The sequence below is a fragment of the Amycolatopsis decaplanina DSM 44594 genome, assembly GCF_000342005.1.
Classification (GTDB): Bacteria; Actinomycetota; Actinomycetes; order Mycobacteriales; family Pseudonocardiaceae; genus Amycolatopsis; species Amycolatopsis decaplanina.
This window is the reverse complement of record NZ_AOHO01000074.1, coordinates 449,084-463,253: the sequence shown is the minus strand read 5'-3', so window position 1 is coordinate 463,253 and position 14,170 is coordinate 449,084. Positions and strand designations below refer to the sequence as shown.

The following is a 14,170-nucleotide window of genomic DNA, read 5'->3' as shown; positions in this document are numbered from 1 at the left end:
TCTTCCTGGTTTCTCAGGCGGGCCTGGGCGAATGGCGCCCGAGTGGCCTGCAGTGGATCGCGCCCGTCACCGGGTCGTTCGCGACGTGGACGGTGACGCCGTAGGCCTGGGAGAGGTGCTCGGAGGTGAGCACCTGCCCGATGTCACCCGTGGCCACGATGGTTCCCTCGCTCAGCAGCACGACCTCGTCGGCGATGATCGCCGCGTGGTCGAGGTCGTGCAGCACCACGCCGACCGCGACGCCTTCGTTGGCCAGATCGCGGACGACGTCGAGGATCTCGACCTGATAGCGCAGGTCGAGATGGTTGGTGGGCTCGTCGAGCAGCAGCACGGAGGTCTGCTGGGCGAGACAGGACGCGAGCCAGACGCGCTGGAGCTCGCCGCCGGAGAGTTCGTCGACACCGCGTTCGGCCATCGGCGTCACGCCGGTCAGCTCCATCGCGCGGCGGATCGCGGCGGCGCCGTCGATGTCGACCCCGCGCCAGCCCGAGCGGTACGGGTACCGGCCGTAGGAGACGACGTCGCGCACGGAGACCCCGCTCGGGGTGGGCCGGTGCTGGGTCAGCAACGTGACCTGGCGGGCGAACTCCTTGCCGGACAACGCGTTCCCGCCCCAGACGGTGCGCTCTCCCAGGTGGACGCTGCCTTCGCGGGGCTTGTGCAGCCGCGCCAGCGATCGCAGGAGCGTCGACTTGCCGGAGCCGTTCGGCCCGACCAGCGCGGTCACCGTGCCGGCGCGCAGCGACAGGGACACACCGTCCACCACGGCCCGCTCTTGGTGCGCGAGCACCAGGTCATGGCCGGTGAGCAGCGCGTCTTCCGTAGACATGAGGGGAGCCTAACCTAAGGGCGGGATCCGACCCATGTCACGAGAGACACAGAGCGCGGGGTGATTGTCCGGTTACGCCGCCCGAGCTGTCTCTCGCCGCCGCTTGGCCAGCCGCTTCCCGACGATCCCGTGCCGCGGCCCGAACAGGTACACCAGCGTGAACCCGGCGCCCTGCACCAGCACGATCATCCCGCCGGACGCGGTGTCGAGGTGGTAGCTCAGGTACAACCCGGCCACCGCCGCGAGCACCGAGAACGACGGCGCGATCACCAGCATGCGGCCGAACCGGTCGGTCAGCAGGTACGCCGTCGCGCCGGGGATGATGAGCATCGCCACCACCAGGATCACGCCGACCACCTGCAGCGCCACCACCGCGGTCAGCGCGAGCAGCCCGAGCAGCGCGGCGCCGAGCACGCGCGGGTTCAGCCCGATGGCGTGCGCGTGTGTGGGATCGAAGGCATACAAGGTGAAGTCGCGGCGTTTGAGCACCAGCAGGGTGAGCGTGATCGCGCCGAGGACACCGATCTGGACCAGGTCCGAGGTGTCGACGCCGAGCAGGTTCCCGAAGATGATGTGGTTCAGGTCGGTCTGGCTCGGCGTCACCGAGATCAGCACGAGACCGAGCGCGAACAACGTCGTGAACACGATGCCGATCGCGGCGTCCTCCTTGACCCGGCTGGTGTCCCGGACGACACCGATCAGCGCCACGGCGAGGAAACCGAAGACGACGGCGCCCAGCGCGAAGGGCGCGCCGAGGACGTAGGCGAGCACGACGCCGGGCAGCACCGCGTGCGAGACCGCGTCGCCCATCAGCGACCAGCCGATCAGCACCAGCCAGCAGGAGAGCACCGCGCAGACCGCCGACGCGATGACCGTGGACGCCAGCGCCCGCACCATGAAGTCGTAGCTCAGCGGTTCGAGGAGCAGGTCGTAGAGGCTCACGCTGGTTCTTCTTCCCGTCGCAGGACATCGAGTCCGAAGGCCAGCGCGAGGTTCTCGGGCCGGAGCACCTCGCCGGGGGAGCCGTGCGCGAGCACCTTGCGCATCAGCAGGATCGCCTCGTCGGCCAGGCCGGGCAGCGCGTGCAGGTCGTGGGTGGAGATCAGGACCGCGGCGCCGTCGGCCGCGAGTTCCTTGAGCAGCCGGGTGATCGTGGCTTCGGACCGCTTGTCCACGCCGGCGAACGGCTCGTCCAGCAGCAGGACACGGGCGCCTTGCGCGATGCCGCGCGCGACGAACGCGCGTTTGCGCTGCCCTCCGGACAGTTGCCCGATCTGGCGTCCGGCGAGTTCGGTCAGTTCGACCCGCTCCAGCGCGTGGTCGACGGCCTCGTGGTCGGCGCGGCGCGGCCTCCTGGTGAAGCCGAGACGCCCGTAGCGGCCGGTCATCACGACGTCCCGCACGGACAGCGGGAACGACCAGTCGACGTCCTCGCTCTGCGGCACGTAGCCGATCACGCCGGTCTTGCGGGCGCGGGCGGGGGTGCCGCCGTCGATCGACACCGTGCCGGTGTCCGGCCGGACCATGCCCATGATCGTTTTGAACAGCGTCGACTTGCCGGAGCCGTTCATCCCGACCAGCCCGCAGACACGACCGTGGTCGAGCGTGACGTCGACCCCGTCGAGGGCGAGGACGTCGCCGTAGTGGACGGTGACACCTTCGACACGGATCGCGGGCATCACGGCTTCGCCCCGGTGAGCGCGGCCACGATCGTCTTGGAGTCGTGGCGGATGAGGTCGAGGTAGGTCGGCACCGGGCCTCCGGGCGCGGACAGGGAGTCGACGAAGAGGACGCCGCCGAACGCGGCACCGGTCGCGGAGACGACCTGGCGCATCGGGGCGTCGGAGACGGTCGACTCGCAGAACACCGCGGGGACCTTGTTCTCCTTGACGAACTCGATCGCGCGGGTGATCTGCTGGGGCGTGGCCTGTTGTTCGGCGTTGACCGCCCAGATGTACTTCTCGGTGAGGCCGGAGTCGCGTGCGAGGTAGGAGAAGGCGCCTTCGCAGGTGACCAGCGCGCGCTCGTTCTTCGGCAGGGCGCTCAGCGCGTTCGTCATCTCGTCGTGCACCTCCTGCAGTTTCGCCTTGTAGGCGTCGCCGTTGGCCTTGAACACGGCGGCGTCGCCGGAGGAGAGCTCGCTGAACGCCTTCACCATGTTGTCCACGTAGATACCCACATTCTTCGGGGACATCCACGCGTGCGGGTTCGGCTTGCCCTGGTAGGAGTCTTCGGCGATGTCGATGGGCTGGACGCCTTCGCTGACCACCTTGTGCGGCGCGTCGCTCTCCTTGACGAAACGGGCGAACCACGCCTCCAGGTTCAGTCCGTTGTCGAGGATCAGGTCGGCCTTCGCGGCCTTCTTGATGTCGTCCGGAGTGGGCTCGTAGCCGTGGATTTCGGCGCCGGGTTTGGTGATCGACTCGACCCGGAGCTTGTCGCCCGCGACATTCGAGGCGATGTCCGCCAGGACCGTGAACGTCGTCAGCACGACCGGCCGCTTCTCGTCCGTGCCGCCGCTCGTCGCGTCGCCCGCGCCGCCGCACGCGGACAGCACGAGTGTCGTCGACGCCGCCAGCGCGCACACGGTCTTGCGCAGATTCGCCATCCCCTGAGTCTAGAGTTCGGTGTGCCGAACTTCCAACTCCCGTGTGCCTTAAATCTCTGGGTGAACCCGCGTCCGGTGCTTAAATCTCCGTGGCCGTCCGGTCTCGTTCCCGCACGGACTCCAGCAGTAGCTGGGAGACGTCGCGCACGGTGACGTTCTCGCCACGCTGTTCGCTCTGCCGCTGCACGAGGCCGTCGTTCAGCATCACGCGGCAGAACGGGCAGCCGGTGACGATGGTTTCGGCGTCCGTGCCGAGTGCTTCGTCGACGCGTTCGAGGTTGATGCGCTTGCCGATCTGTTCCTCCATCCACATCCGCGCGCCACCGGCGCCGCAGCACAGCGAGCGGTCCGCGTGCCTCGGCATCTCACTGAGCGTGGCACCGGTCGCGCCGACGAGTTCGCGCGGCGGTTCGTAGACCTTGTTGTGGCGGCCGAGGTAACACGGGTCGTGGTAGGTCACCGGGCCGGCGTCGACCGGTTTGACCGGCGTCAGCTTGCCCGCGCGCACGAGGCGGTTCAGCAGTTGCGTGTGGTGCAGGACCTCGTAGTGCCCGTCCAGTTGCGGGTACTCGCGGCCGAGCGTGTTCAGGCAGTGCGGGCAGGTGGTGACGATCTTGCGCGTCCCCGGTTCGCGGCCCTCGAACACCGCGTTCAGCGTCTCGACTGTCTGCTGCGCCAGCATCTGGAAGAGGAATTCGTTGCCGGAGCGGCGCGCCGGGTCGCCGGTGCAGGACTCGTCCGTGCCGAGGATCGTGTACTTGACCCCGGCGAGATGCAGGAGTTCCGCGGTGGCGCGGACGGTCTTACGGGCGTTGTCGTCGAACGCGCCCGCGCAGCCGACCCAATAGACGTACTCGACGTCCTCGGCGAGTTCGCCGTCGAAGATCGGCACCTCGAAGCCGAGATCCTTCGTCCAGGCGAGGCGGTCGGAGTTGTTCTGGCCCCAGGGATTCCCCTTGGTTTCGAGGTTCTTGAACAGCACCCCGAGTTCGCTCGGGAAGGCCGACTCGATCATCACCTGGTAGCGGCGCATGTCCACCACGTGGTCGACGTGCTCGATGTCGACCGGGCACTGCTCGACGCACGCGCCGCACGTGGTGCAGGACCAGAGCACGTCCGGATCGATCACGCCGCCGGAATCCTTGGGGCCGACGAGTGGACGCTCCTCGGGGGCCTCCTCGCCGTCCAGGATGTACGGCGCCTTCTCGAAGAGATGATCGCGCAGATCCATGATCAACAGCTTGGGGGACAACGGTTTCCCGGTGTTCCACGCCGGGCACTGCGACTGGCAGCGGCCGCATTCGGTGCAGGTGGCGAAATCGAGCATGCCCTTCCAGGTGAAGTCCTCGATCTTGCCGCGGCCGAACGTGTCGTCCTCGCCCGGATCCTCGAAGTCGATCGGCTTGCCGCCGGATTCCATCGGCAGCAGCGGGCCGAGCGCGTCCGGGAGCCGTTTGGCGGTGACGTTGACCGGCGCCAGGAAGATGTGGAGGTGCTTGGAGTAGAGCACGATCGACAGGAACGCCAGCATCACACCGATGTGCAGAAGCAGTCCGACGGTCTCCAGCGGCTCGGTGACCGAGGGCCCCAGCGGCTGCAGGAGTTCGCCCACGCCAAGGGAAACCCATGCCCCTGACTCGTACGGGAAGACGCCGACCGCCGCCGACGCGCCGCGGAAGAGGAACATCGTCCAGATCACGTTGAAGATCATGAACAGGATCAGCCAGGCGCCGCCGGTGTGCGATCCGAAGAAGCGCGACGCGCGTTCCTTCCTTTCGGGTGCCTGGCGGATCCGGATGACCGCGAAGACCGCGAGCGAGACGAGCACCGCGACCGCGATGAAATCCTGCAGGAAACCCAGGACCGCCCAGTGCCCGATGAGCGGGATGTGGAAGTCGTGGTCGAACAGGGCGCCGTATGCCTCGACGTAGACCGAGCCGAGGATGACGAAACCCCAGAACGTGAACAGATGCGCGAGCCCGGGGACGGACCACTTCAGCAGTTTGCGCTGCCCGAAGACCTCGGCCAGATGCGTTTTCGCGCGGACGGCCATGACGTCGGAGCGCTTTTCGTCCGGCTGGCCGGACCGGATCAGTTTGTACAGCCAGGCGGCGCGGCGGGCGGCGAAAGCGAGGCCGGCGACCGTGATGAGCAGGCCGAGGATGAGACGAACGAGCACGAGTCCTCCGGGGGAGAATCGGCTCAGTGAGAGCCGGTGTAGTACCGGCACGCCTTGCAGGCGTACCGCATTTTGGCCACTCGCCACCGTTTTCGGTAGGCCTCGAGATGTCCCGGCCGTGGCGGATGCACGCCGAGTCTGCGGTGACGGCGGATCCGTCGTCCCGTTTCGAAGAGTTCGGTCGCCAGGCCGAGGTAGGCGCGCCTGAGCGCGATGCCCGGCTCCGCGGCGAGGTTGTCCCGGCAGAACCGGTGCAGCAGGGCGAGATCGGGGAGGCCGGGGCTGGTCACGCCGGGAAGGTGCTCGACGACGCCGAGGCCGGGATGGTTCGCGGGAAGGGAGAATCCGGTAGGGAGTCCACAATGGACGCAGGTGAGCGTGCAACTCAGGCATCGGGTGACGTGGCGGATTCGCCGTTCGCGCTGATCCCCGTCGATCGTCTCGCGAACGTGCCAACCCAAGGGAGCCTCCAAGACCGTGGTGTGTCCTGTGTCACTCTCAATACTGGAGAGTAGGGCGCGCTCGTGTGGCGCGACAGGTCCAACCGGATGGCTTCCGGGCGGCCGGTCGGCGTAACGCTCGGCCTCCCCGCGTGCTCTTCGTGCCACCCACGCAATTGGTCACCTACTTGCGGGGATGCCGGGCGCCCCGCACGCTTCCGCGCACCGTGACCCAGTCGTAGCCGAAAACGGCCCGCCCGGCGTCACGCGCTGGTTATAGTCCTGACCCGGGGTAATGGGGGAGGGAACGACGGGATGGGCGGGTTCGTCACCGCGGCTTTGGGGTTTCCGGCCGTGCTCTTCAGCTTCCTGCTGATCGTGGTGATCGGCTACTGGCTGCTGGCACTGCTCGGTGCCGTTGGCGTCGACGACGCCGCCGATTTCGACGGCGGCGACGGGCTCCTGGCGGGCTTCGGCGGGGTCCCACTGTCCATTTCGTTCTCTTTGCTGATCGCATTCACCTGGTTCGCCAGCCTGGCAGGGACGGTTCTTCTCGATGAGCTTGAGCTTTCGACACCATCGAGGATCGGGTTCGGGGCCGGCGTGCTCGCCGTCGCGCTCGTCCTCGGCACACTCGGGACGAGGGTGATCGTGGTGCCACTACGCCGGGTGTTCGGTCCCGCGAAGGAACCGAGCAGGAAGGACTTCGTCGGCCGTGCCGCGGTCATCCGCACCTCTTCGGTCACCCATGACTTCGGCCAGGCCGAAGTCGCCGCCGCCGACGGCTCGACGGCCATTGTGGACGTTCGTCAGGCGGGTCAAGGCAACCTGACGGCGGGCAGCCGCGTGGTTCTCTATGACTACGACTCCGAACGCGAGTTCTTCTGGGTCGAGTCTTTGGACATCTGAAGCAGAAAAGGAACACTATGGGTGCCATCAGCGTGGGGGCCGGCGTTCTGATCGCCGTGGTAGTTGTCATCCTCCTGGTCTTGCTCTTCACGATCACCAGGTTGTTCAAGAAGGTGCCGCAGGGTAAGGCGCTGATCATCTCGAAGGTCCGCCGCGTCGACGTGACGTTCACCGGCGCGATCGTCCTGCCCGTGCTGCACAAGGCCGAGATCATGGACACCTCGGTCAAGGCCATGGAGATCACCCGGACCGGCCGTGAGGGCCTCATCTGCCGGGACAACATCCGCGCCGACATCCGGATCTCGTTCTTCGTCCGGGTCAACAAGACCGTCGAGGACGTGATCAAGGTCGCGCAGGCCATCGGCACCGAACGCGCGAGCCACGAGGCGACGCTGCAGGAGCTGTTCAACGCCAAGTTCTCCGAAGCGTTGAAAACCGTCGGCAAGCAGCTGGACTTCGTGGATCTCTACACCAAGCGTCACGAGTTCCGCGACCAGATCATCCGCGTCATCGGCACCGACCTCAACGGGTACAGCCTGGAGGACGCGGCCATCGACTACCTCGAGCAGACGCCGATGGCGCAGCTCGACTCCGCGAACATCCTCGACGCGCAGGGTATCCGCAAGATCACCGAGCTGACGGCGATCGAACACGTGCGCACCAACGAGTTCCGCCGCAGCGAGGAAAAAGAGATCACCCGCCAGAACGTGGACGCCAAGGAGGCGATCCTCGAACTGGAGCGGCGGCAGGCCGACGCCGAGATCAAGCAGCGCCGCGAGGTCGAGACCATGCGGGCGCGCGAAGAGGCCGAGATCGCCAAGGTGCAGGCGGAGGAGCGGCTCAAGTCGCAGGCCGCCGGTCTGCGCACGGACGAGCAGCTCGGCATCCAGCACCAGAACCAGCAGCGTGAGATCGAGGTCGCCGGCAAGAACCGCGAGCGCGTGATCGCCATCGAGACCGAGCGCATCGAGAAGGACAGGCTGCTCGAGGTCATCGGCCGCGAACGCGAGACCGAGCTGTCGCGGATCGCCAAGGACAAGGAGGTCGAGACCGAGAAGCGGTCCATCGCCGAGGTGATCCGCGAGCGGATCGCGGTCGAGAAGACCGTGGCGGAGCAGGAAGAGAACATCAAGAAGCTCCGTGTCGTCGAAGAGGCGCAGCGTCAGCGCGAGGCCACCATCATCCGGGCCGAGGCGGAGGCGCAGGAGAACCTCGTCAAGGACATCAAGGCCGCGGAAGCCGCCGAGGCCGCTGCCAAGCACAAGGCCCGCGAGGAACTGACGCTGGCCGAGGCGCGCCAACAGGCCGCCGAGCTGGAGACCAGGGCGAAGATCCGCCTGGCCGAGGGCATCCAGGCCGAGGAGGCCGCTGTCGGCCTGGCCGCGGCGCAGGTCAAGGAACGCGACGCCGACGCGCTGGAGAAGGTCGGTCGCGCCGAGGCGATCGTCGAACGCGAGAAGGCGATCGTGCTCGCCGACGCGATGCGCGACAAGCTCAAGGGCGAGGCCGAAGGTCTCACCGAGAAGGCCGCCGCGATGGCCGCTCTCGACAGCGCCAGCCGCGAGCACGAGGAGTACCGCCTGCGCCTGGAGGCCGAGAAGGAGATCCGGCTCGCCGCGCTCAACGTGCAGCGCGAGGTCGCCGAGGCGCAGGCCACGGTCCTCGGCATCGGGCTGGAGAAGGCCGACATCGACATCGTCGGCGGCGAGACGATGTTCTTCGAGAAGGTCATCGGCTCGATCGGGCTCGGCAAGAGCGTGGACGGATTCGTCGAGCACTCGGACGTCGTCCAGACCCTCGCGAAGCCGTGGCTCGACGGTTCGGGCAGCTTCACCGACGACCTGACGAAACTGGTCGGCTCGGTGAGCACGGAGGACGTGAAGAACCTGACGCTGTCGGCCTTCCTGGCCAAGCAGCTGCAGGCGGGCGGCCCGGACAGCGGCAAGGTGCAGGAGCTGCTGGCCATGGCGCAGCGGCTCGGCCTGGCCGACAAGTCCGTCGCCGCCCTCGCCCCCGCGAAGCAGTGACGGCGACCGAACCGGCGGCAGGAACGGAGCAGCTGGACGCGGGTACCTACGAGGTGCTCCGCGCCCGGCTCGCCGCACAGGCCGCCGAGCTGGCGAAACGCGCGGACGAGCTCAACACCGCGCGGCTCGGTGTCTTCGGCAGCGCGCAGCTCGCGCTGATCGGCACGGAGCGGATCCGCACCGCGAACAACTGCGTGCCGCGGGACGTCGTGTCGGTCGGTGGTCGGATGTTGTTCGGCTACAACGTCTTCATCGGCCTCAAGCCCGAGACGACGGTCGACGATGTCTTCTCGTTGCACGGCTTCAGCCATGACGACGAAGCCTTCCGCTTCGACGACGTGCCCGCCGAAGAGCTGCCGCAGCTGCTGCGTGACGAGCAGTTCGTCCGCGATTTCGCCGAGCTGTACCGGTACTACCGGCAGGCGAAGCTGCTGCAGCTGCGGCGGGTCGAGGGCAAACTGCTCGCGGTGTTCCAGATCGGCCCGCGGACCGAGGACATCCGCGTGCTGCGCTGGGGCATCGCCGCCGACGGCACGGTGTCCTATGTGGACAGCCGGGGCGAGCGCGATCACGTCTTCCCGCCGTCGCACGACTTCGAATGGATCGAGACCAGCCGCGAGCAGCACGTGCTCGGGCGGCATCCGCACATCTCGATCGAGGACGAGGTGTTCGTCGAGACCGTCGGCGGCAACCTGACGATCAAGGTCGAGAACAACACCGAAACCGGCGAGGGCGTCTACTCCGAGCCGGTCGACGAGCCGTTGCAGAGCCTGGCCGACGCCGAGGTGTCCTACGCCAGGATCGGCCCGCTCATCCTGCTGCTGATGCTGCCGTACAAGGAGACCGAGCACCGGTACCTGGTGTTCAACACCCGCACCCGGGACGTGGTGCGCCTCGACGGCATCGGGCAGGCGTGCCAGCGGCTGCCCGAGGACCACGGCATCATCTTCCCCGGCGGGTACTACCTCGACACGGGCATCAGCAAGACTTTCGACACCACTGTCGACGAGCTCGAATTCGAGCGGGTGATCCGCTCGCCCAACGGGGAGGACGTGCTCTACGTCTTCCACGCGCGGGCCGAGGGACGTTCGCTGCTCCTGCCGTACAACGTGATCCGCAAAGAGGTCTCGAACCCGATCCCGTGTCACGGGTATTCGCTGTTCGACGACGGCACGATGGTGCTGTTCCGCGCGCTGTCCGACGAGCCGAGCCGCGTGCACCCGATGCAGGTGTGGCGGACGCCGTTCCAATCGGACACGTATGCCGCGTCGCAGCCGGCCGGGACGGGGCCGCTGGAGCGGGTCGGCAACGCCGATCTGGTCCGCGGGATCTCCGACTGTCTCTCGATCGGCCGGATGGTCGAGGAGATGGCGCCGTCGGCGGCCGTGTTCGAGGCGTTGATCGCCGCGTGCGCCAGGGTTTTCGATCACTACCACTGGCTCGGCGAGGCCGAACTCGGCGATCTGCGGTCGCCGCTGTCGGACGTCCGGGTCACCGCGGAGCAGGTGCTCGACGAGTTCGAGACGGTCACTTCGCTCACCGCGCAGGCGGCCGAAGCCGTCGAAGAAGCGGCCGCGGAAACCGCCTCTCTCGTGCGGAAGGTGCGTGGCGAGGCGCTGAACGCGGCCGACGCGTGGGTGCGCAGGCTCGCCGAAATGCACCGCGCGCGTGGGCATCTCGTCACCGTGCGAGAACTGCGCTATGTCGACACCGGCCGTGTCGACGAGTTGATCGCCGATCTCGACGGAAATTTCAGCGAAGCCGCGCAGCGGGCCGTCCGGTTCCTGCAGGGTGAGGACGCGTTCACGAGTTACCACGCCGAGGTCGACGGGCTGATCGAAGCCGCGGGCGCTATCTCCACCGTCGCCGAAGCGGCTCCGGTCGCCGAGCAACTGGACGAGCAGTCCGGCGGCCTGGAAGTCCTCACCGACGTCGTCGGCGGGCTGGAGATCGCGGACGCCGTGGTGCGGACGAAGATCCTCGAACGCGTCGGCGAGGTCATCGGCGCGGTCAACCGGGCGAGGGCCACCCTCGAAGCGCGCCGCAAGGAACTGCTGGAGACCGAGGGCCGGGCGGAGTTCGCCGCCGAGTTCGCGCTGCTCGCACAGGCGATCACCGGCGGCCTCGCGGTCGCGGACACCCCGGACCGTTGTGACGAGCAGCTCGGCAGATTGCTGCTGCAGCTGGAAAATCTCGAATCGCGGTTCGGGGAATTCGACGACTTCCTGGTGTCGCTCGGCGAGAAGCGCACCGACGTCTACGAGGCGTTCTCCTCGCGCAAGCAGGCGCTGCTCGACGAGCGCGCACGCCGCGCGGACCGGCTGGTCGATTCGGCCGAGCGGATCCTCACGAGCGTGAGCAGGCGGGTCGGCACACTCGGTTCGGTCGACGAGATCAACACCTATTTCGCGTCCGACCCGATGGTCGCGAAGCTGCGCAGCGTCGTCGCCGAACTGCGCGACCTCGGCGACCAGGTGCGCGCCGAAGAACTCGAAGGCCGGGTCAAGGCCGCTCGCCAGGAAGCCGGCCGCGCACTGCGCGACAGGCTGGACCTCTACGGCGAGGGCGGGGAGACGATCCGCCTGGGCCGCAACACCTTCGCGGTCAACACCCAGGACATCGACCTCACGTTGGTGCCGCACGACGGCGGGATGAAGTTCGCGATCACCGGGACCGACTACCGCTCGCCCGTGCGGGACGAGGCGTTCGAGGAGACGCGGCCGTACTGGGATCAGCTGCTGGTCTCGGAGTCGCCCGAGGTCTATCGCGCCGAGTACCTGGCGACGTCGATCCTGGCCGAACAGCCGGAGCTGCAGGAGGCCGATCTGCTGGAGGTCGTCCGGCGCGTCGCGGGGGATCGCTACGACGAGGGTTACGCGCGCGGCGTGCACGATCACGACGCCGCCGCGATCCTGTCGGCCTTGCTGCGCCTGCGGTCCGCCGCCGGGCTGCTGCGGTATCCGCCCGCCGCGAGGGCCGCCGCCCAGCTGTTCTGGGCTTTCGGTGCCGAAGAGGCGGCGAAGTCCGCGTGGACGACGCGCGCCGCGTCGCTCGCGCGGGTGCGGGAGGCGTTCGGCCACACCACGGCGATCGACGCGCTGGCACGGGAACTCACCGAGGCGATGGCCGCGTTCGCCACGTCGTCCGGCCTGGCGCTGGACCTCGAACTCGCCGGTGAGTACCTGTTCGAGGAACTGGCCGACGCGTCGCCGGGGTTCGTCACCAGCGGTGGCGCGCGGAGGCTGCTCGACAAGTTCCGGCTCGACCGCCGGAGCTTCGCCGAAGACCTGCGTGCCCTCGAAGACCTCGCCGACCGGTACCAGCTCGCCGAGGCCTGGCTCAGGTCCTTTGTGGACTCTTCTCGGTTGCCTGACGACGAACTGACGGAGGCCGTCGCGATCGAACTGGCCGATCTGCCCCGCTACGATTCGTCGGCGGAGCTTTCGGCCACAGTGGACGGTCTGCTCGGTGCGCATCCGCGGATCGTCAACCGCTCCCTGACCCTGCGGCTCGACGAGACGCTGGCCAGGACGCGTCGGTTCCGGCGCGACCGGGTCCCGGGTTTCCGTGCCTACCAACGGTTGCGCAACGAACTGGTGGCGGCCGAGCGGGACAGGCTGCGGCTGACGGAGTACAAGCCGAAGGTGATGAGCGCCTTCGTGCGCAACAGGCTGCTCGACGAGGTCTACCTGCCGCTGATCGGCGACAACCTCGCCAAGCAACTCGGCGCGACAGGCGACGCGCGGCGCACCGACCAGTCCGGTCTGCTGCTGCTCATTTCACCGCCCGGATACGGCAAGACGACGCTCATGGAGTACGTCGCGAGCCGTCTCGGGCTGGTGTTCGTCAAGGTGAACGGGCCGGCGCTCGGGCACGAGGTAACGTCGGTGGATCCGGCGGACGCGCCCAACGCGACGGCGCGGCAGGAGGTCGAGAAGATCTCGTTCGCGCTGGAGCAGGGCAACAACGTGCTGTTGTATCTGGACGACATCCAGCACACCTCGCCGGAGTTGCTGCAGAAGTTCATCTCGCTGTGTGACGCGCAGCGGCGGATGGAAGGCGTGTGGGAGGGCCGGACACGGACCTACGACCTGCGGGGCAAGCGGTTCGCGGTCTGCATGGCCGGTAACCCGTACACCGAGCAGGGCAAGCGGTTCCGGATCCCGGACATGCTCGCCAATCGCGCGGACGTGTGGAACCTCGGCGATGTGCTCTCGGGCAAGGAAGACCTGTTCGCACTCAGCTACATCGAGAACTCGCTCACCTCGAACACCGTGCTGGCCCCACTGGTATCCCGGGACCGGTCCGATGTGGACGTTCTCGTGCGGCTGGCCCGCGGCGATGGTTCGGCGCGGGCGGATCAGCTGAAGCACGCGTACTCGGCGACCGAACTGGAGCAGATCCTCGCCGTGCTGCGGAAACTGATCAAGGTGCAGCGGATCGTCCTGACGAACAACCAGGCGTACATCGCTTCGGCGGCGCAGGCGGACGCGTCCCGGGTCGAACCGCCGTTCCAGCTGCAGGGTTCGTACCGGAACATGAACAAGCTCGCCGGACGGATCGTGCCCGCGATGAACGACGCCGAACTGGAAGCGCTGATCGACGACCACTACGCCGGCGAAGCGCAGACGCTGACCTCAGGCGCCGAGGCCAACCTGCTCAAACTGGCCGAACTGCGCGGACGGCTGAGCGACGAGCAGGCGCGGCGATGGGCGGACGTGAAGGCGGCATACCTGCGGGCGCAGGCGCTGGGCGGGGACGACGAGGACCCGATGAGCCGCGCGGTGGGCGCGATGGGGTTGCTGGCGGACCGGGTCGGCGCGGTCGAGGCGGCGATTGAGCGGGCTTCGGAGCGGCTGGTCGTCCGGGATGTGATGTAGGGCTTTCTCGGCGTCCCGTTGCCGGAAGGTGGCAACGGGACGCCGAGTTCTCGTTGCCGGAAATCGGCGATGGTGCACCCCGTCCGTGAGGTCAGGCTTTCGCGGTGGCTGGGCGGTTGCTGCGGAAGGGTCGTTTGTTCGTTCTCGTTACCGGGAATGGGTGACGTCTCGTCTTCTCCGTGAGGTGGGCCTAACCCTCGGATGGTTCACCGGAGGCCCGTTACCGATAGTCGGCGATGGACGAACGGACGCTGCGGAAAGCCGTCGCTCGTCCTCGTTGCCGAAAATCGGCAACGCT

Annotated in this window: 9 protein-coding genes; 3 read left to right on the top strand and 6 right to left on the bottom strand. The window is 67.7% G+C overall.

The window, feature by feature from the left end; genetic code table 11:
- Nucleotides 1-13: 13 nt before the first annotated feature.
- The 6 genes from H074_RS32095 to H074_RS32070 form a co-directional block, all read right to left on the bottom strand.
- Nucleotides 14-829, bottom strand: coding sequence for an ABC transporter ATP-binding protein (locus tag H074_RS32095; protein ID WP_007034251.1), 816 nt, complete (start codon nt 827-829; stop codon nt 14-16).
- 72 nt (nt 830-901) lie between these two features.
- Nucleotides 902-1,771 (bottom strand): metal ABC transporter permease, encoded by an 870-nt coding sequence (locus H074_RS32090; RefSeq protein WP_007034250.1) that lies wholly within the window; start codon nt 1,769-1,771, stop codon nt 902-904.
- Nucleotides 1,768-2,511, bottom strand: a complete 744-nt coding sequence (locus tag H074_RS32085) for an ATP-binding cassette domain-containing protein (RefSeq protein WP_200865835.1) — start codon at nt 2,509-2,511, stop codon at nt 1,768-1,770. Before H074_RS32085 ends, H074_RS32090 begins: the two co-directional genes overlap by 4 nt.
- Nucleotides 2,508-3,437 carry a metal ABC transporter substrate-binding protein gene (locus tag H074_RS32080; RefSeq protein WP_007034248.1) on the bottom strand — a complete coding sequence of 310 codons (930 nt, stop codon included), beginning with the start codon at nt 3,435-3,437 and terminating at the stop codon, nt 2,508-2,510. Before H074_RS32080 ends, H074_RS32085 begins: the two co-directional genes overlap by 4 nt.
- Before the next feature lie 79 nt (nt 3,438-3,516).
- The gene (locus H074_RS32075) at nt 3,517-5,616 is read right to left on the bottom strand and encodes a heterodisulfide reductase-related iron-sulfur binding cluster (RefSeq protein ID WP_007034247.1); all 2,100 of its coding nucleotides are present in this window, start codon (nt 5,614-5,616) and stop codon (nt 3,517-3,519) included.
- 23 nt (nt 5,617-5,639) lie between these two features.
- Nucleotides 5,640-6,077 (bottom strand): hypothetical protein, encoded by a 438-nt coding sequence (locus tag H074_RS32070; protein ID WP_007034246.1) that lies wholly within the window; start codon nt 6,075-6,077, stop codon nt 5,640-5,642.
- Nucleotides 6,078-6,371: 294 nt separating this feature from the next.
- Here H074_RS32070 and H074_RS32065 point away from each other — a divergent pair, with 294 nt between their 5' ends.
- The 3 genes from H074_RS32065 (at nt 6,372) to H074_RS32055 (ending at nt 13,872) form a co-directional block, all read left to right on the top strand.
- Entirely contained in the window at nt 6,372-6,965 is a 594-nt protein-coding gene (locus H074_RS32065) for a hypothetical protein (protein ID WP_007034245.1), read from the top strand.
- 80 nt (nt 6,966-7,045) lie between these two features.
- The gene (locus H074_RS32060) at nt 7,046-8,992 is read left to right on the top strand and encodes a flotillin family protein (RefSeq protein ID WP_235096924.1); all 1,947 of its coding nucleotides are present in this window, start codon (nt 7,046-7,048) and stop codon (nt 8,990-8,992) included.
- Nucleotides 8,989-13,872: a DNA repair ATPase gene (locus tag H074_RS32055; protein WP_007034243.1), complete on the top strand. Its 4,884-nt coding sequence runs from the start codon at nt 8,989-8,991 to the stop codon at nt 13,870-13,872. The genes H074_RS32060 and H074_RS32055 overlap by 4 nt, the downstream gene beginning before the upstream one ends.
- Nucleotides 13,873-14,170 lie beyond the last annotated feature (298 nt).